This is a genomic window from Nocardia sp. NPDC051981, assembly GCF_040680715.1.
Classification (GTDB): Bacteria; Actinomycetota; Actinomycetes; order Mycobacteriales; family Mycobacteriaceae; genus Nocardia.
Genome location: NZ_JBFAXK010000034.1, coordinates 37,064 through 56,070 on the forward strand (window position 1 = coordinate 37,064; position 19,007 = coordinate 56,070).

Sequence of the window (19,007 nt, forward strand, 5' to 3'; positions counted from 1 at the left end):
AAACGTTTGCAGGGTAGCCCCAATTCGCCGGGTACGCCGTCGCGACAGTATTCGCCCAGCGTGCGACCATCGAGAGGTGACCGGCAAACCCGACGAGGAACAGCGTCTGCGCGATCTGGCGCGGCTGCGCCGCGTGCGGGACCGCATCGACCGCGAGTACGCGCAGCCGCTGGATGTCGAGGCCCTCGCCCGCGACGCGCACATCTCCGCCGGGCATCTGAGCCGGCAGTTCCGGGCCGCCTACGGCGAATCGGTGTACGCCTACCTGATGACGCGGCGCATCGAACGAGCCATGGCGTTGCTGCGGCGCGGGGACCTGAGCGTCACCGAGATCTGCTTCGCGGTCGGCTGCTCCTCGCTGGGCACCTTCAGCACCCGCTTCACCGAGCTGGTCGGGGTGCCGCCCAGCGTGTACAAGCAGCAGATGGCCGATGCCCCCGAGGGCATGCCCTCCTGCGTCGAGAAGCAGGTGACCCGACCGATCAGGAATCGAGAAGCCCAGGCAAGCGCCCCGCAACTAGCCTGATCGCCATGGATATCACCATTGCAGCGAGCTTCCTCCCGCACAATGACGCCGATGCCGCGCTGGCCTTCTACCGCGACGCGCTCGGCTTCGAACTCCGCAAGGACGTCGGCTACAACGGGCTGCGCTGGCTCACGGTCGGCCCGGCCGATCAGCCCGGGACCTCCATCGTGCTGCACCCGCCGGCCGTGGATCCGGGCATCACCGAGGACGAGCGCAAGCTCATCGTGGAGATGATGGCCAAGGGCACCTACGGCGCCATCCTGCTGGCCTCCGCGGACGTCGACGCCGCCTTCGAGAAGCTGCAGGCCGGCGATGCGGTCGAGATCGTCCAGGAGCCGACCGATCAGCCCTACGGCGTGCGCGACTTCGCCGTGCGCGACCCCGCGGGCAATCTGGTTCGTATCCAGCAGGCTTCCTGACCCGCTCTTCCGCCCCCCACCGGTACGCCCGCACAGATGGAGACACGCATGGCCCCGAGCAAGTCCCCGCAGCCCGCCCTGCCCGCCGCCGACGCCCACGACCTGATCCGGGTGGTCGGCGCGCGGGTGAACAACCTCAAGGACGTCTCCGTCGATCTGCCCAAGCGCCGGCTCACGGTGTTCACGGGCGTATCCGGTTCGGGCAAGAGCTCGCTGGTCTTCGACACCATCGCCGCCGAATCCCAGCGGCTGATCAACGAGACCTACAGTGCCTTCGTGCAGGGGTTCATGCCGACGCTGGCCCGTCCCGAGGTGGACGTGCTCGAGGGCCTGACCACCGCCATCAGCGTGGATCAGCAACGCATGGGCGGGGATCCGCGCTCCACCGTCGGTACCGCCACCGACGCCAATGCCATGCTGCGCATCCTGTTCAGCCGCCTCGGGCGGCCGCATATCGGCTCGCCGCAGGCGTTCTCGTTCAATGTCGCCTCCATCAGCGGTGCGGGCGCGGTGACGGTGGAGAAGGGCGGCAAGCAGGTCAAGGAGCGGCGCAGCTTCTCGGTGACCGGCGGCATGTGCCCACGCTGTGAGGGGCGCGGCGCGGTCAACGACATCGATCTGACCCAGCTCTACGACGACAGCAAGTCGCTCAACGAGGGCCCGTTCACCATTCCCGGCTACAGCATGGACGGCTGGTACGGGCGGATCTTCATCGGCAGCGGCTACTTCGACCCGGACAAGCCGATCAAGAAGTACAACAAGCGCGAGCTCGCCGACCTGCTCTACCGGGAACCGACCAAGATCAAGGTCGAGGGCATCAACCTGACCTACGAGGGACTGATCCCCAAGATCCGAAAGTCCATGCTGTCCAAGGACATCGACTCGCTGCAGCCGCACGTGCGCGCGTTCGTCGAGCGCGCGGTCACCTTCCAGATCTGCCCCGACTGCGACGGCACCCGGCTCAGCGAGACGGCCCGGTCCTCGAAGATCCGCGAGATCAGCATCGCCGACGCCTGCGCCATGCAGATCAGCGATCTGGCCGACTGGGTGCGCGAGCTGAACGAGCCGTCGGTCGCGCCGCTGCTGGAATCGCTGCAGCAGGTGCTGGACTCGTTCGTCGAGATCGGGCTGGGCTATCTGAGCCTGAACCGCGCCTCGGGCACGCTGTCGGGCGGTGAGGCGCAGCGCGTCAAGATGATTCGGCATCTGGGTTCGGCGCTCACCGATGTCACCTACGTCTTCGACGAGCCGACCGTCGGCCTGCACCCGCACGACATCCAGCGCATGAACGATCTGCTGCTGCGGTTGCGGGACAAGGGCAATACCGTGCTGGTGGTCGAGCACAAGCCCGAGACCATCACCATCGCCGACCACATCGTGGACATCGGCCCCGGCGCGGGTTCCGGCGGCGGCGAGATCTGCTTCGAGGGCACCGTCGACGGGCTGCGCAGCAGCGGCACCATCACCGGACGCCACTTCGACGACCGGGCCGCGCTCAAGGATGTGGTCCGGAAGTCCAAGGCGGCGTTGGAGATCCGCGGCGCCACGGCCAACAATCTGCAGAAGGTGGATGTCGACATCCCGCTGGGCGTGCTGGTGGTCGTCACCGGTGTCGCGGGCTCGGGCAAGAGCTCGCTGGTGCACGGGTCGATTCCGGCCGGTGAGGGCGTGGTGTCCATCGACCAGGGCGCGATCAAGGGTTCGCGGCGCAGCAATCCGGCCACCTACACCGGCCTGCTCGAGCCGATCCGCAAGGCGTTCGCCAGGGCCAATGGCGTGAAACCCGCTCTGTTCAGCGCGAATTCGGAAGGTGCGTGCCCGACCTGCAACGGCGCGGGCGTGATCTACACCGACCTGGCCATGATGGCCGGGGTGGCCACCGTCTGTGAGGAGTGCGAGGGCAAGCGTTTTCAGGCGGCGGTGCTCGAATACCAGCTCGGCGGGCGCGATATCAGCGAGGTGCTGGCCATGCCGATCGGCGAGGCGCTCGGGTTCTTCGCGGACGGGGAGGCGAAAATCCCTGCCGCGCACAAGATCCTGCAGCATCTCGACGATGTCGGCCTCGGCTACCTGAGCCTGGGGCAGCCGCTGACCACGCTGTCCGGCGGTGAGCGGCAGCGGCTGAAGCTGGCCACCCACATGGGGGACAAGGGCGGCGTGTACGTGCTCGACGAGCCCACCACCGGTCTGCACCTGGCCGATGTCGAGCATCTGCTCGGATTGCTGGACCGCCTGGTGGATTCCGGCAAATCGGTCATCGTCATCGAACATCACCAGGCCGTCATGGCGCACGCCGACTGGATCGTCGATCTGGGACCGGGTGCGGGTCACGACGGCGGCCGAATCGTCTTCGAGGGCACCCCCGCCGATCTGGTGGCCGCCCGCTCGACACTGACCGGTCAGCACCTCGCCGCATACGTGGGTGCCTGAGAGAACCACCCGAACCCCGCCGGGAATATCGGCGGCCGTCGGCGGTTGTTGGTTGCCGACGGAAGGGAGCGATTGCGGTGAACGGGTTTTCGGCCGCGGGGCTGAAGAAGGTCGGCGAGGTACTCGGCGGGTACGTCGAGCGGGACGAGGTGGCCGGCGCGGTGGCCGCGATCTACCGGCACGGCGAACTGGTGCAGGTGGACACGGTGGGCTGGCGGGATCGGGCGGCCGGGCAGCCGATGCGGCGCGACACCCTCTTCCGCATCGCCTCCATGACCAAGCCGATCACCGCGGTGGCGGCGCTGACCCTGGTGGACGAGGGCCGCATCGCGCTGTCGGATCCGGTGGACGCCTGGCTGCCGGAACTGGCCGGCCGCACCGTCATGCGCGACCCGGACGGCTCGCCCGCGGACGTGGTGCCCGCCGAGCGCCCGATCACGGTGGAGGATCTGCTCACCTACCGGCTGGGCCTGGGCTGGGGCCGCTCCAGCCTCGCACCGCAATTGTTCGCGCTCACCGCCGATCCCATCGCGAGCGCCATCGGCGTCGCGAACGCCGAACGGCTGGCGCCGGACGAGTGGTTGCGCCGGGTCGGTGAGCTGCCGCTCATCGCGCAGCCCGGCACGGTGTGGCGCTATCACACCGCCTCCGACATCCTCGGCATCCTGATCAGCCGGGTGACCGGGCAGCCGCTGGAAACCGTACTGCGCGAACGGGTTCTGACGCCGCTGGGCATGGTGGACACCGGATTCACGGTGCCCGAATCGGAGCGGGACCGCCTCTCCGTGCTGTACGGCCCCGACCGCACCGAACTCGACCGGCCCGCCACCACCGCGTGGGGCGAGGAGCCGCTGTTCCCCTCCGGCGGTGCGGGCCTGGTGTCCACCGTGGACGATTACGCGCGCTTCGCCCGGATGCTGCTCAATGGCGGTGAGCTGGACGGGGTCCGGATCCTGTCGGCCGATACGGTTGCCGCGCTGAGCCGGGACCACCTCACCCCCGAACAGCACGCGGCGGCTCCCTTCAATCCGCCGCTGGGCCAGGCCATCTGGGCCGAGCAGGGGTTCGGCTACGGCGTGAGGACGCAGACCGAATCCGGCGGCGGCATCCCGAGCGTCGGCACCCTGTCCTGGCCGGGCGGCCTGGGCACCGCCTGGTACGCGGACCCCGAAAAGGATCTGGTGACACTGCTTTTCGTGCAGTCCGCCAACATCATCATCGCCGCCGAGTGGCGCAGCCCGCTCGGCGACGACTTCCTGACCGCGGTCTACGGAGCCCTGACGGACTAGTACACCGTCCCCATCGCCGAGCGCACCTCGTCCAGGGTGCGTTCGGCGATCTCGTTGGCGCGCCGATTGCCCTCGCGCACAATGCCGCTCGCGAAATCCGGGTCCGCGGCCAGCGCCGCGCGCCGGGCCCGGTGACCCGCGAAGCAGTCGTTCACCGCGTCGGTGGCCAGCTTCTTCAACGCCGCGCCGCCGCCGTCGCCGAGCTTGTCCGCCAGCGTCTGCTCATCGGTGCCCAGGCACAGTGCGGCCGTGGTGAGCAGCGCCGAGACGCCGGGCCGGGCATCGGGATCGAAGGTGATGCGCCGGTCGGAATCGGTTGCGGTGCGGCGGATGAGCGCCGCGGTCTCATCCGCGGTCATGGACAGCGAGATGGCATTGCCGTAGCTCTTGGACATCTTGCGGCCGTCCAGGCCCGGGATCTCCGGGGTTGAGGTGAGCAGCGCCCGCGGTTCCGGGAACACCCGGCCGTAGCGCTCGTTGAAGCGCCGCGCGATGACCCGGGTGACCTCCAGGTGTGGCAGCTGGTCCTTGCCCACCGGCACCAGATTGCCCTTGCAGAACAGGATGTCGGCGGCCTGATGCACCGGATAGGTGAGCAGTAGCCCGCTCAGCGCCCGCTCCGAGGCGGCCAGTTCCGCCTTCACCGTCGGATTGCGGTGCAGCTCCGACTCGGTGACCAGACTCAGGAACGGCAGCATGAGCTGATTGAGGGCCGGCACCGAGGAATGGGTGAACACGGTCGCCCGGCTCATGTCGATCCCGGCGGCGGCGTAGTCCAGTACCGCGCTGTAGACGTTCTCGCGGACCTGACCGAGGCTGTCGCGGTCGGTGATGACCTGATAGTCGGCCACGATCACCCACAGGTCCACGCCCAGTTCCTGCAACCGCACCCGCTCCCGGACGGTGCCGAAGTAGTGGCCCAGATGCAGTCTGCCCGTGGGCCGTTCACCGGTGAGGACGCGGAAGCGGCCGGGATGCGCGGCCACCTCGGCGGCCAGCTCGTCGCTGCGCTCGCGGGACGCGGCGAAGGAATCCGAAGGGGTGGTCACGTACAACTCCTGAAAGTTCATGGAGGGCTGCACGAGCTGAGGTGTTCCGGTCGGGAATCACGGGCCGCGTACAGCCCGTGGTCATGGTTCATCGGGCTGCTAGTGCAGCCAGCGCCATGCCTGCCGAGTGGGAATCACCTGTCCACCTTAACAAGCCGCGGCCGCGATCGCCGGTCAGGAGTGCGCCGACACCACCCGCGGCATCGGCGCGACCGAGCCCGGGCACGGCGCGGGGCACAGATGACCGGCCAGCGCGGTGTGCGGACTGCGGTGGCGCAGCGACCCGGCCAGGGCGACCGCCTCCATCGCGATCACGATCAGGCCGTAGCCGTAGGTCGTGGCGGCCAGGCCGAACCGCTGTACGCACAGCCCCGCGATGACCGCGGGCACACTGAGCGACAGGTAGGAGACCACATAGATCGCGGTCACCACCTCCGCCCGGGTCTCGGCCGGTGACAGACCGGTCAGCATGCGCAGCGCACCCGAGAACGACGGCCCGAAGCCGACCCCGGCCACCACACTGGCCGCGAAGAACAGCCACACCGACTCGGTCGCCGCGCCCAGCAGCGCCAGCGAGACCCCGGACATGAGCAGGATCGGCCCGCGCAGCAGCGCCTGATCGATGGTCCAGTCGCGTGCCAGCAGTGCGGTCACCGCCGAGGTGCCCTGCAACGCGACCACCACCAGACCCCCGGCCAGGGGTGTGCCGACGTGGAAGTGCACCTTCATGAGCGCGCCGCCCAGTGCCAGATAGAGCCCGCCCAGCGCCCACGTGGCGGCGATCGACGGCACCAGGGTGAGGAAGGCCACCCGGACCTCTTGTGGCACGGACACTTTGGGCTTCAGTGACGCCAGGCCGCGCCCGTCGGGCGCGACCGTCTCCGGAATCAGCAGCACGCCGATCACGATGACGGTGAACGCCACCGCGAGCAGCCAGTACACCAGCCGGGTCGGCGCGGGCGCGTAGGCCACCAGCAGCCCGGAACTGATCGCACCCACCGCGAGCCCGCCGCCGGCCGCCACATTCGTCATGAGCGCGCCCAGTCGCGATTCCGCGGGCTGCAGATCGATGAGCGTGGCCGTGATCGCACCCGTGGCCAGTCCGGTCGCGATGCCCTGCACGATGCGGGCGGTGAAAAGCCAGGTCACCGACTGCGCTTCGGCGAAGGCCAGCGTCCCGGCCAGCTCCACCAGCACCGCCGCGATGAGCACCGGCCGCCGGCCGACGTGGTCGGACAGCGAGCCCGCGAACAGCAGAGTCACCAGCAGCGCAATGGCATTCGCGGCATAGACACCCGTCGACACCAGCGACGAGTAGTGCCACATCTGCTGATACACGGGATACATCGGCGACGGGGCCGCCGACGCGAACAGCAGCAGCCCCAGCGCGATCGACAGCAGCCAGAACGCCGCCGAGTTCGAGATCCGGTAGCGCGCGGGGGTTTCGACGCGCACGGCGTCGTCGGGAAGGTTCTGCATCGTTCCTCGGGCGAATCGTCGTTTGAGTGCCGTTCGAGTGTGACCCATCGGGGATGGGAGTTCGACCCGTCATGCTGACCGGCCGCGCTGTCAGTCCGCTGGCAATCCGATACCAGGGCCCTGCCGGCGGGTTCGGCGATGCTGGCCGTGCTCGCCTCTCCCGGAACGAAAGTCGTCGAGTCAATGAACAGCGAAGAACACCGGCGCGCGGGCCGGCGGGAATGGAGCGCGCTCGCCGTACTCGTCCTGCTGCTGCTGCTGATCGGCGCGGCCGGCTTCAGCGTCGCCTCCGTCGCGGCGGCCTACGCGCCGAATGCCGAGGCGCTCATCGCCGCCCGTGCCGTGCTCGGCATCGCGGGCGCCACCCTCATGCCGTCCACGCTGGCGCTGATCCGCAACATCTTCGTCCACGACGCCGACCGGACCAAGGCGATGGCGGTGTGGGCGGGCGTGATGAGCAGCGGCGTGGCCATCGGCCCGGTGCTCAGTGGCGCACTGCTGCAGTACTTCTGGCGGGGCTCGGTGTTCCTGATCAATATCCCGGCCATGGCGCTGCTGCTGGTGCTGGCCCCGGCGCTGCTGCCGGAATTCCGTGGGGCGCGGGCGGAACGGTTCGACTGGATCAGCGCGGGGCTGTCGCTGGCGGCGGGCAGGCTCCACAGCGCCGACATGAACGGGCTCATACCGAGCACCGGCGCAGTCGGTGTCAGTGCCGGCCTGCCCGGCGGGGACGCCGTCCTCTCGGCGGCCCGCGCCGCCTTCACCTCGGGTATGAACACCATGGCGATCCTCGGCGCGATCGTCATGGTGGTGGCCGCCCTCGGTTGTGGGCTGCTGCTCCGAACCGACCGGCCCGCCGCCGAGCCCAGTCCCGCCGACGACGCCCTGGTCTGATCGGCCTTCGATGCAGACCCGGTGCCAGGTCTCCATCGAGGACCGCATGATCAACCTGGACAACGAGCGCCGCATGGCCGAGCGGATGGGCCCGCGCCGGACCGTCGAGCTGCCCTCGAGCCACGCCTCGCTGGCTTCGCAGCCGGTCGCCATCGCCGATCCGATCGATGCCGCGGTGACCGATCTGGGCTACCGGTAGCACGCTGCGGGTTTGCGGCGCATCCTGGATTGGGGGTGCGCCGCGGAGTTCTTGACTTTCCCCTCCCGGGCGCCCATGGTGGAAACGTTAGCAAAGCTAACTGATGGGGAGAAGACCCGACGTCCGAACGAATTCGTGGCGTCGTAATCGCCGGAGACCAGGGAGGCTATTGATGGTCGAGGACGCCGTTCGGGCGGAGCTTACCCAGCGATTCGCGGATCGGCTCGCGCATGCCGAGATCGCGAAGCGGTTCGAGGAACTGATGGCCGACGATCAGGTGCGGGCGCTGGTCCCGCTACCCGAGGTCGCGGCCGCGGCTCAGCAGTCCGGGCAGGGGCTGGCCGGCGTGGCGGCGGTGCTCTTCGGCGGATACGCCGACCGGCCCGCCATCGCCGAGCGGGCCACCGAGATCGTGGTCGGCGCCGACGGGCGGCGCACCCGGCGGTTGCTGCCCAGATACCGCACCACGAGCTATGGCGAGCTGTGGGTGCGTTCCGGGGATATCGCGGCTGCCTGGCACGCGGACCCGCGACACCCCCTGCGCGCAGGGGACTTCCTGTGCATCCTGGGCTTCGCCAGCGGCGACTTCACCGCCGTCGAGCTGGCCGGCATCCGGCTGGGTCTGGTGAGCGTGCCACTGCAGTCGGGTTCACCTGCCGCGCAATGGCATTCGATCATCAACGAGACCGGCGCCCGGGCGCTGGCGGTCAGCCTCGAGCTGCTCCCGCCCGCCCTCGACTGCGTGCTCGGCGGCACGCCGGTGGAATCGATCGTGGTCTTCGACTTCGAACCCGGCGACGACCACCACGCCGAGACCTACGCCGCCGCACAGCGCCGCATCGCGGAGTCGGGAGCCGCGATCAGCCTGGAATCGCTTGCGGCTGTGGCGGACCGGGGCCGGGACCTGCCCGCGGTACCGCTGCACGTGCCCGCCGACGAGGACGAGCTCGCCCTGCTCATCTACACTTCCGGTAGCACCGGGGCCCCCAAGGGCGCGATCTACCCGCAGCGGCTAGCGACCGGTATGTGGTTGGGGCCCACGGTCATTCCGGCCCCGGTCATCAATTTCTGCTATATGCCCTCGAGTCACGTCGCCGGCCGGATGGTGCTGAGCGGCACCTTCGCGCGCGGCGGAACCGCGTATTTCGCGGCGGCCAGCGACATGTCGACCCTGTTCGAGGATTTCGGCCTGGCCCGCCCCACCGAGGCGTTCTTCGTCCCGCGCGTGTGCGACATGGTGTTCCAGCGCTATCAGAGCGACGTGCAGCGCCGCATCGCCGCGGGCGCGGTCCCCGACGAGGCCGACGAGGCCGCGAAAGCCGCACTGCGACAGGACTTCCTGGGTGGTCGCCTGCTCCGGGTCATGGTCGGCAGCGCGCCCATCTCCGCGGACATGAAGGAGTTCATGAACTCGGTGCTGGGCCAGCCGCTCGTCGACGGCTACGGCTCCACCGAGGCGGGCGGCGGCCTGCTCATGGACAACGAGATTCGCCGGCCGCCGGTCATCGACTACAAACTGGCCGATGTGCCCGAGCTCGGCTACTTCTCCACCGACAAGCCGTACCCCCGCGGCGAGTTCCTGGTGAAGTCGACGCAGCAGATCCCGGGCTATTTCAAGCGTCCCGAGGTGACCGCCGAGATCTTCGACGAGGACGGCTACTACCGCACCGGCGATATCGTCGCCGAAATCCGGCCCGACCATCTGGTGTACGTCGACCGCCGCAACAATGTGCTCAAGCTGTCGCAGGGCGAGTTCGTGGCCGTGGCCAAGCTGGAGGCCGTCTTCGCCACCAGCCCGCTGATCGCCCAGATCTTCGTGCACGGGTCCAGCGAGCGCTCGCACCTGCTGGCCGTCATCGTGCCCTCGGCGGCCGCCCTCGCGCTCGAGCCGGCCGAGATGACCGCGGCCATCACCGAATCCATGCTGCAGATCGCCAAGGACGCCGAACTGGAGTCCTACGAGATCCCGCGCGAGTTCCTGATCGAGACCGAGCCCTTCACCCAGGACAACGGCCTGCTGTCCGGCATCGGAAAACTGTTGCGGCCCAAGCTCAGGCAGCGCTACGGCGACCGGCTCGAGGAGCTGTACCGCGCGCAGGCGCGGCAGCAGGAGGACGAGCTGCTCGCGCTGCGCCGCGAGGCCGCCGACCGGCCGGTGCTCGAGACGGTGTGCCGGGCCGCCCGCGCCGTCCTCGGCGGCGGCGAGCCGCAGGCGGATGCGCACTTCACCGATCTGGGCGGGGATTCGCTGTCGGCGCTGTCGTTCTCGACGCTGCTGCGCGAGATCTTCGATGTCGAGGTGCCGGTCGGCGTGATCGTCAGCCCCGCCAGCGACCTGGCCGGGCTGGCCGCCCGCATCGAGGCCGAACGGTCCGGCGCCGGCGGTCGTCCGACCGTGTCGACCGTGCACGGCGGCAGCGAGATTCGCGCCGCCGACCTCACCCTCGACAAGTTCGTCGACGCGGCCACCCTGGCGGCCGCGCCCGGTCTGCCGCTCGCGCCGCAGCCGCCGCGCACCGTGCTGCTCACCGGCGCCAACGGTTACCTCGGCCGGTTCCTGTGCCTGGAATGGCTGCAGCGCCTGGACGACACCGACGGCACCCTCGTCTGCATCATTCGCGGCCGCGACGCCGAATCGGCGCGCCGGCGGCTGGACGAGGTGTTCGACAGCGGTGATCCCGAGCTGTTGCGGCTCTACCGGGAGCTGGCCGGGCGTCGCCTGCGCGTGCTGGCGGGCGACATCGGCGCACCGAATCTCGGTCTGGACCAAGCGGTTTGGCAGGAGCTCGCCGAGACCGTCGACTTCATCGTGCACCCGGCCGCGCTGGTCAATCACGTGCTGCCCTACGACCAGCTGTTCGGTCCCAATGTGGTCGGCACCGCCGAGGTGATCCGCCTGGCGCTCACCGCGACCCGCAAGCCGGTCACCTACCTGTCCACGGTCGGTGTCGCCGATCAGATCGACCCCGCCGTGTTCACCGAGGACGGCGACATCCGCGAGATCAGCGCCGTGCGCACGGTGGGCGACGGGTACGCCAACGGCTACGGCAACAGCAAGTGGGCCGGTGAGGTGCTGCTGCGCGAGGCGCACGACCTGTGCGGGCTGCCGGTGGCGGTCTTCCGCTCCGACATGATCCTGGCGCACAGCGTGTACGCCGGGCAGTTCAACCTGCCCGACATGTTCACCCGCCTGCTGCTCAGTGTGCTCGCCACCGGTCTGGCCCCGAAGTCGTTCTACGCCTTGGATTCCGGCGGCGGGCGGCGACGGGCCCACTATGACGGCCTGCCCGCGGACTTCACCGCCGCCGCCATCACCGCTCTCGGCGCCCGCGTCACCGCCGGTTTCGAGACCTACGACGTCCTCAACCCCCACGACGACGGCATCTCCCTCGACGAATTCGTGGACTGGCTCATCGAATCCGGCCATCCCATCGACCGCATCGACTCCTACCCGGACTGGGTCGGCCGTTTCGAGACCGCCCTGCGCGCCCTGCCGGAGCAGCAGCGCACCCACTCGGTATTGCCGCTGCTGCACGCCTACCGCCGCCCCGGCCTGCCCATCGCGGGCGCGGCGCTCCCGGCCAAGCGCTTCCAGACGGCCGTGCAGCAGGCGAAACTCGGCCCGAACGGCGACATCCCGCACCTGACAAGGGAACTCATCGACAAGTACGTCACGGACCTGAGGCTGCGCGGTCTGCTGTAGCCCTCAGTCGTCGCCCGCCGCCGCGGGGATCTCGAGACCGTGCTGCAGCGCGGCGACGGTGCTGTCGAGGATCTCGTAGAGGCGGTCGAGGGACGGAGTGGGGCTCGCCACCCAGTCGTCGAGCCCCACTCCGAACGCCGCGAAGCAGGTCGCGGCGGCCAATTTCGCCCGCAGATCATCCTCGGCCAGTCCGCCGCGGCGGGCGAAACTCCGCGCCAGCGCGTCCCGGCGGCCGAACGTGCCGGTGAAATTCTCCTGGCGCAGTTGCGGATTGGTAATCAGCACCAGCCGCGCCCGCCGGGCGGTGTCGGCCTGGCGGCGCCGCAGCTCGGCCTCGGCACCGTCGAGCAGGAACTCGCGCAGCGCGGCCCGCAGCGCGACGAAGACCGCCTCGTGCGGCGGGCGGCGGTCCAGGGCGGCCAGCAGGTAGGACATGACGTCCTCCTCGTGGCTGAAGACCACGGCCGCCTTGGCGGGGAAGTGGCGGTGGAAGGTGCGTCGCGAGACCTGGGCGGCGTCGGCGATCTCCTGCACGGTGGTCTGCTCGAAGCCGCGGCGCTCGAACAACAGCAGCGCGGCGTCGATCAATTCGCGCCGCACCCTGGCCTTCTCGCGTTCCCGCAACCCGGTCGGTGCCGTCATCCCGCCCTCTCGTGTCGCCGATATCCACCCTGGTGTCTCAAAGTGACACTTCTCAGGATAGTCTGACCGAAGTGTCTCACTGTGACACCAAAGCGAGACGATACGAGAGGACTCCTCCGATGACGCGACGCACCGTGATCACCCTGGTCTCGGCGGCCGTGCTGGCCACCGGGCCGCTCGCCGCCACCGCCCAGGCCGACCCGCCCGCCCGGGCCGAGGGCGCGGCCCCGGGCGCCGTCGTCGGCAATGAGGCGCTGGCACAGGACCTCTGGATCGACGGCACCGGCTCGGCCCGCAAGCTCACCTACTGGACCCGGGATTCCTCCGACCAGCCCGCGCTGTCCACCGGCGTGGTCTTCACCCCGGCGGGCACCCCGCCGCCCGGCGGCTGGCCGGTGCTGTCCTGGGAGCACGGCACCGTGGGCATCGGCGACGACTGCGCGCCCTCGGTGGCCGGTCGCTCCGACCGCGACATGGGGTTCCTCGCCACCTGGATGAAGCAGGGCTACGCCATCGTCGCCACCGACTACATCGGCCTGGGCACCCCCGGCGTGCACGCCTACCTCGACGGCCGCGCCGAGGCGCACGCCGCCATCGACATGGTGCGCGCCGCCCGCGCCGTGGACGACTCGCTGGCCCCGAAGTGGGTGGCGATCGGGCAGTCGCAGGGCGGCGGCGCGGCGGTTTTCACCGCCTCGCTCGCGACACGCTATGCGCCCGAACTGGATTACCGTGGCGCGGTGGCAACCGGTCCGGCCTCCAATATCGTCGACGCCGCGACCCTGATCGGGCCGAACACCCCGCCCATCGGGTCCTCGCACATCACCGCCTACGCCACCTACGTGTTCAACGGCCTGAAGGCAGCCCGACCGGACTTCGACCTGGACAGCTACCTGACCCCGCTGGGCAAGCAGCTGGTGACCGACGCTCAGACCCTGTGCTTCAGCCCGCTGGCCGAGCGCGCCACCGGTGTGTTGCTGAACCAGCTGGTGTCGCGGCCGCTGGCGGACGGCGATTTCGTGCCCACCGCTCGGTCGGTCATGGATGTGCCGCTGACCGGCTACGACCGGCCGCTGTTCATCGGGCAGGGCACCAATGACACCGATGTCCCCGCACCGCTGACCGCCAAGCTGGTCGCCGACATGGCCGCGGCTGGAACGCATCCCGAGGTGCACGTCTACGCGGGGAAGGACCACAGCGGCGCCATGCTCGCCTCCCTGGCCGACAGCGTGCCGTTCGTGGCGCGACTGTTCTCCTGACGCGAAAGGCCGAGTGGCACAGAGCCACTCGGCCTTGGCGTCGACCGATGGATCAGCCGATGGTGACGGTGGTGTCGATCAGACCGAAGACCTCGCCCTGCGGGCCCGACACGATGCCCATGCGTCCGAAGGGGCTGTCCGACGGGCCCATCAGTACGGTCGCGCCGAGCTCCTTGGCCTTGTCCAGCGCGGCGTCCGCGCCCGCGACCTGGAACCAGGTCAGCCAGTAGTTGGGGCCGTCGCCGGGCTGGCCGGTGCTGTCGGCCACGCCGCCCATCGGGCGGCCGTCCGCGCCGGCGAAGGTGGAGTACGGCATCTGCTCGCTGCCGATCTCGTCGAAGGACCAGCCGAAGACCTGCTTGTAGAACTCCTGTGACGGCGTGTACGCGGAGGTGTGCAGGTCGTTCCAGCAGTACGCGCCGGGCTCGTTGAAGACCCCGGCGCCGGTGTGCGCCTTGGCTTCCCATACGCCGAACACCGCGCCGCCCGGGTCCGCGCCGACGAACATGCGCCCGACGTCCATCACGTCGAAGGGCGGCATGAACACCGAGCCGCCGGCCCCCGTGACCGCGCCCGCGACCGCATCGGCATTCTCGGCGGCGAAGTAGGTGGTCCACACCGAGGGCATGGCGGCCTCACCCATCTTGGGCCCGATGCCCGCGGCGGGCTTGCCGTTGAGCATCGCCATCAGATACCCGCCCGCCTCGGGCGGACTGTCGAGCACGTCCCAGCCGAGCAGCTGGGCGTAGAAGTCCCGCGCAGCGGCGGGATCGTCGACGGAACAGTCGACCCAACACGGAGTTCCCTGCGGCCAAACCTTGTCAGTCGTGGGCATACGGATCCTCCCGAGCATCGGTCGGTTGCGGCCTGTCGGAGGGCAGGCACATGGTCAGCTAACCATGCTTCCCGGCATTCCGGTCACGGAATACCGACTGGTCACGAACTTGTGTTGAACATTCCGGGAGCACCCGGGCGTCGACCTGGCCAGTGGCAATTCCGGGTTCAGGGCCGGTATGGGTAGGCGCCGCCGTCGATGACGATGCGCTGGCCGGTGAGGTAGCCGGCGGCGGGGGAGACGAGGAAGGCGACGACGTCGGCTACTTCTTCGGGGCGGCAGACGTGGCCGAAGGGGGAGGTGGCGTCGAGGTCGGCGGCGTGGCGGTGGATGCCGCCGGACAGGGCCGCGGTCAGGCGGTCGCCCATGTCGGAGGCGACCAGGCCGGGGGCGACGATATTGACGTGGATTCCGTTGGGGGATTCCTCTTTTGCGAGGGTGTGGGCGAGGGCTTCGAGGGCGGCCTTGGCCATGTTGTAGGGTGCGCCGGCCGCGCCGAGGGCGTGGGCGGCGACGCTGCTGATCATGATGATGTCGCCGCGTTCGCAGGTGCGCATGCCGGGGAGGACGAGCTTGGTGAGGTGGTGCGGGCCGATGGCCTGAATGCGCAGCAGTCGCTCGACCTCCGCCGGATCGGTGTCGGAGACCAGGCGGCCACGGCTGGCGACGCCGCCGTTGTGGACGAGGATGCTGATCGGGCCGAGCTCGTTCGTCACGCGGTCGACCATGGCGGTCACGGCCACCGGATCGTCGACCGGGGCGTGCACGGCGAGGGCGGTGGCTCCCAGGGAATGCAGTTCGGCCACAGTGTCTTTCGCCGATTGCTCATGGCGCACCCAGTTGACCGCGACCACCGCGCCGCGGGCGGCCAGCGCACGGCTGATGGCGCGCCCGATACCGCGCCCGCCGCCGGTCACGAGTGCGACGCGTCCCGACAATTCGCCTGCTGCTGTACTCACCCGATCAACATATGACACCCACCACGATTGCGGTCGAGAGTGTCGGCCAGACCGTTGGGTACGCAGAGGTTCCTCAACCACGGGGTCGGGATGCAATTCACCGAGGTAGGGAGAAAAGGGGCCCTGTCGTCAGCGTGGACGGCAGGGCTTTCCGCTGTCCGGGTTCAGGCTTCGAGCACGCCGACCACGTCGGCCTCGGCCATGACATCGTCGAAGGTGTCGCGAGCCAGCAGGTCGGCGTAGAAACCGTTGCGCTCCACCAGTTCCCGGTGCGTACCGCGTTCCACCACGCGACCCTGGTCGAGCACCACGATCTGATCGGCGTCCCGGATCGTGGACAGCCGGTGCGCGATCGTGATGGTGGTGCGATTCGCGGACAGCGCGTCGATCGCCGCCTGCACGTCGCGCTCGGTCCTGGTGTCCAGCGCGCTGGTCGCCTCATCGAGCACCATGATGGGCGGATTGCGCAGAATGGCCCGCGCCACCGCCAGCCGCTGCTTCTCCCCGCCGGAGAAGCGGTAGCCGCGCTCGCCGACCAGGGTGTCGTACCCGTCGGGCAGCCTCATGATGTGGTCGTGGATCTGCGCGGCCCGGGCCGCGGCATGCAATTCCGACTCTGTCGCATCGGGTTTCGCGAAGCGCAGGTTGTCGGCGACCGAGGAGTGGAACAGGTAGGTCTCCTGCGACACCACACCCACCGCCGCGGACAGGTCGGTGAAGGACAGTTCTCGCACGTCCACGCCGTCGACCGTCACCCGGCCGGACGTCACGTCGTACAGCCGCGCCACTAGATACCCGAGAGTCGTCTTCCCCGAGCCGGTTTCGCCGACGATCGCCAGACTCGACCCGGCGGGCACCTCGAGATCGATGTCGCTCAGCACGTTCCGATCCGCGTCGTAGGCGAACCCGACGCGCTCGAACCGCACCGCGCCCGTCACCTGCTCCGGCAGGGGCATGGGCCGCTCGGGCTCCTCGATGTCCGGTCGCAGATCCAGGTATTCGAAGATCCGCCCGAACAGCGCCAGCGAGCTCTGAATATCGACGCCGGTCGACAGCAGCATGACGGTCGGCCGCAGCAGGCCGCTCTGCAGCGTGGTGAACGCGACCAGCGTGCCGATCGACACCAGCGGATGCCCCTGGGCCACGGTCATGCCCGCCGCCCAGTAGATGACCGCCGGCATGGCCGCCATCACGATCGAGATGGTCGACTGCCGCCACCGCCCGGCCATGCTGGAGCGGATCTCGAGATCCACCAGCCCCCGTGATTCCCGGGTGAAATCCTCGACCAGCGCGGGTGAGCGACCCATGGTGCGCGACAACAGGATTCCGCTCACCGACAGCGATTCCTCCACGATCGCCGACATGCCGGCCAGCTTGCGCTGCTTCTCCGCGGTGATGCGCCGGCGCTCGGAGCCGACCCGGCGGCTGATCCACACGAACAGCGGCAGCATGACCAGCGATACCAGTGTGAGTCGCCAGTCCAGCGCGAACATGGCGATGACCGCCGCGACGACGGAGGTGAAGTTGGAGACCAGCGAGGTGATGGTCGAGGTGACCGTGGACTGCATGCCGCCGATGTCATTGGCGATTCGCGACTGCACCTCGCCGGTGCGGGTGGTGGTGAAGAAGGACAGCGGCATGGACTGCAGCCGCGCGTAGACCGCCGACCGCAGATCGTGCATCACGTCCTGGCCGACCGCGGTCGAGATATAGGTCTGGAAGACGCCGAACACACTGTTCAGCGCCGCGACCGCGATCATGCCCACGGCCAGCAGGGTCAGCAGTCCGGTGCGACCGTGCGGCAGGGCGTCGTCGATGATGCCGCGCAGCAGGAACGGGGAAGCCAGACCGGCCAGCGAGGCCAAACCCACCAGGGCCGCGACCAGGGCCAAGCGCCCGCGATATGGATGAAAGAGCCGGACGATCCGGCGAAGTTCAGGTTGTGAAGCCATCAGCGCCTCCTTTCGCAGGGAGTCACGCGCTATAACTGAGTTTGGCTCATAATTGTTCCGAGGACAATGAGCTATGCTCTGGATCATGTCGAGCAGTCCTGCAGACGAGCCGCGCGCGACGGGCGAGAGGCGTGTCGTTCCCGACGATGACCTCGCCGAACTCTTCCTGCGCACCACCAAACGGCTGCGCCGCACGCAGTCGGCGCGGCTGTCCCCGCTGGGCCTCACCCCGGCCCAGGCCCGCGCGCTGCGCATCATCGGCCGCGCCGACGAGCACGGCGACCAACCGCTGCGCATGTCCGCCCTCGCGGAGCACCTCGGCATCGTGCCGCGCTCGGCCACGACCGTCGTCGATGCGCTGGTCGCCGCCGGGCTGGTTGCCCGCGAACCGGATCCGGCCAACCGTCGCGCCACCCTGGTGACCCCGACCGCCGGGGGTCGCCGGGTACTGGCTCGGATGTCCGACGCTCGCCGTGACGCCGCCGAAGAGATCTTCGCCGCCCTCTCGCCAGGCCAGCGCCACACCCTGCGCGAGCTCCTCGCCACCTTGGCGGCCGACGACTGCGCACCGCCGAATGCCGCGCCGACCCCGCGAACCGGCCCGGAGTAGCAGGTCGAAGATCCGGTCGGTCGCGCGGATGGGTGGCTGGGGTGTCGTGCGCCTCGAGTACGGTCGGGAGCGTTGTGCCGATCCGATCTTCACCTCGACCCGGTAAGGAACCGATATGCCACGGGAGCTGGCCGACCTGCCTTTCGCGCGTTTCCTGGAACGGCAGGAGACGCTGCTCGATGAGGGCGCATACGACTGTGCCCATTTCGACGGCCTCTCACTCGACGATCCGCAACTGCGCGGGGTGACGTTCACCGAGTGCGCCATCTCGGCCACCACGGTGACCGGAGGTTTCTTCCGGTATTCGCGATTCAACGATGTATGGCTGGGCAGTACCCGCTGGATTCGGACCGATCTGTCCGAAACCAATTGGATGGATGCGGAATTCGTGCTCGCGGCCATGTCGGGGGTGGAGGCGTTCGGGTCGGCGCTGCGGCGGGTGAGTTTCCACAACTGCAAGTTCGATTCGGTGAATCTGCGTGGTGCGGTGCTCACCGATGTCTCGTTCGTGGATTGCGTGCTGCGGGACGTGGATATCAGCGAGGCGAAGCTGACCTCGGTGACCTTCCCCGGCTCGGAGATCTCCGGGCTGTCGCTGCGCAATGCCAAGTTGAAGAAGGTCGACCTGCGTGAGGCCCGGACGATCGGCATCTCCAGCGGGGTCGAGTCGCTGTCGGGTGCGCTGGTCACCAATACGCAGCTGCTCGAGCTGGCTCCGGTCTTCGCCCACTCCTTCGGAATCCTGGTCAAGGACCTGTAGAC

The 19,007-nt window shown here is 69.1% G+C and carries 15 protein-coding genes and 1 pseudogene; 10 read left to right on the top strand and 6 right to left on the bottom strand.

The window, feature by feature from the left end:
- The first annotated feature begins 76 nt into the window (after positions 1–76).
- The 4 genes from AB0L60_RS37245 (at position 77) to AB0L60_RS37260 (ending at position 4,664) form a co-directional block, all read left to right on the top strand.
- Positions 77–526, top strand: coding sequence for a helix-turn-helix transcriptional regulator (locus AB0L60_RS37245; protein WP_357000421.1), 450 nt, complete (start codon positions 77–79; stop codon positions 524–526).
- 5 nt (positions 527–531) lie between these two features.
- Positions 532–945, top strand: a complete 414-nt coding sequence (locus AB0L60_RS37250) for a VOC family protein (RefSeq protein WP_364624227.1) — start codon at positions 532–534, stop codon at positions 943–945.
- Positions 946–993: 48 nt separating this feature from the next.
- Positions 994–3,375 carry an excinuclease ABC subunit UvrA gene (locus AB0L60_RS37255; RefSeq protein ID WP_364624229.1) on the top strand — a complete coding sequence of 794 codons (2,382 nt, stop codon included), beginning with the start codon at positions 994–996 and terminating at the stop codon, positions 3,373–3,375.
- A 77-nt stretch (positions 3,376–3,452) separates the two neighbouring features.
- Positions 3,453–4,664, top strand: a complete 1,212-nt coding sequence (locus AB0L60_RS37260) for a serine hydrolase domain-containing protein (RefSeq protein WP_364624231.1) — start codon at positions 3,453–3,455, stop codon at positions 4,662–4,664.
- Here AB0L60_RS37260 and trpS read toward each other — a convergent pair.
- Entirely contained in the window at positions 4,661–5,713 is a 1,053-nt protein-coding gene (trpS, locus tag AB0L60_RS37265; protein ID WP_364624233.1) for a tryptophan--tRNA ligase, read from the bottom strand. The genes AB0L60_RS37260 and trpS overlap by 4 nt on opposite strands.
- Before the next feature lie 174 nt (positions 5,714–5,887).
- The gene (locus tag AB0L60_RS37270; RefSeq protein ID WP_364624235.1) at positions 5,888–7,192 is read right to left on the bottom strand and encodes an MFS transporter; all 1,305 of its coding nucleotides are present in this window, start codon (positions 7,190–7,192) and stop codon (positions 5,888–5,890) included.
- 183 nt (positions 7,193–7,375) lie between these two features.
- On the opposite strand from AB0L60_RS37270, the gene AB0L60_RS37275 reads away from it, so the two are divergent.
- From AB0L60_RS37275 to car, 3 genes and pseudogenes are all read left to right on the top strand, one after another.
- Positions 7,376–8,086: an MFS transporter gene (locus tag AB0L60_RS37275; RefSeq protein WP_364624237.1), complete on the top strand. Its 711-nt coding sequence runs from the start codon at positions 7,376–7,378 to the stop codon at positions 8,084–8,086.
- Positions 8,087–8,111: 25 nt separating this feature from the next.
- Positions 8,112–8,285: pseudogene (locus AB0L60_RS37280) on the top strand (alpha/beta hydrolase); the annotation flags it as partial.
- A 172-nt stretch (positions 8,286–8,457) separates the two neighbouring features.
- Positions 8,458–11,988, top strand: a complete 3,531-nt coding sequence (car, locus tag AB0L60_RS37285; protein ID WP_364624239.1) for a carboxylic acid reductase — start codon at positions 8,458–8,460, stop codon at positions 11,986–11,988.
- A gap of 3 nt (positions 11,989–11,991) precedes the next feature.
- On the opposite strand, the gene AB0L60_RS37290 is transcribed toward car, so the two are convergent.
- The gene (locus AB0L60_RS37290) at positions 11,992–12,630 is read right to left on the bottom strand and encodes a TetR family transcriptional regulator (RefSeq protein ID WP_364624241.1); all 639 of its coding nucleotides are present in this window, start codon (positions 12,628–12,630) and stop codon (positions 11,992–11,994) included.
- Positions 12,631–12,749: 119 nt separating this feature from the next.
- On the opposite strand from AB0L60_RS37290, the gene AB0L60_RS37295 reads away from it, so the two are divergent.
- Positions 12,750–13,889, top strand: a complete 1,140-nt coding sequence (locus tag AB0L60_RS37295; RefSeq protein WP_364624243.1) for a lipase family protein — start codon at positions 12,750–12,752, stop codon at positions 13,887–13,889.
- Positions 13,890–13,941: 52 nt separating this feature from the next.
- On the opposite strand, the gene AB0L60_RS37300 is transcribed toward AB0L60_RS37295, so the two are convergent.
- From AB0L60_RS37300 to AB0L60_RS37310, 3 genes are all read right to left on the bottom strand, one after another.
- On the bottom strand, positions 13,942–14,724 hold the full coding sequence (locus AB0L60_RS37300; protein WP_364624245.1) for a VOC family protein: 783 nt from the start codon (positions 14,722–14,724) through the stop codon (positions 13,942–13,944).
- A gap of 167 nt (positions 14,725–14,891) precedes the next feature.
- Positions 14,892–15,683: an SDR family oxidoreductase gene (locus AB0L60_RS37305; protein ID WP_364624247.1), complete on the bottom strand. Its 792-nt coding sequence runs from the start codon at positions 15,681–15,683 to the stop codon at positions 14,892–14,894.
- Positions 15,684–15,847: 164 nt separating this feature from the next.
- Positions 15,848–17,635 (bottom strand): ABC transporter ATP-binding protein, encoded by a 1,788-nt coding sequence (locus AB0L60_RS37310; RefSeq protein ID WP_364624249.1) that lies wholly within the window; start codon positions 17,633–17,635, stop codon positions 15,848–15,850.
- Between the two features lie 85 nt (positions 17,636–17,720).
- Between AB0L60_RS37310 and AB0L60_RS37315 the strand changes: the two genes are divergently transcribed.
- Both AB0L60_RS37315 and AB0L60_RS37320 read left to right on the top strand, forming a co-directional pair.
- Positions 17,721–18,245: a MarR family transcriptional regulator gene (locus AB0L60_RS37315; protein ID WP_364624251.1), complete on the top strand. Its 525-nt coding sequence runs from the start codon at positions 17,721–17,723 to the stop codon at positions 18,243–18,245.
- Positions 18,246–18,360: 115 nt separating this feature from the next.
- Positions 18,361–19,005: a pentapeptide repeat-containing protein gene (locus AB0L60_RS37320; RefSeq protein ID WP_364624253.1), complete on the top strand. Its 645-nt coding sequence runs from the start codon at positions 18,361–18,363 to the stop codon at positions 19,003–19,005.
- The last annotated feature ends 2 nt before the right edge of the window (positions 19,006–19,007 follow it).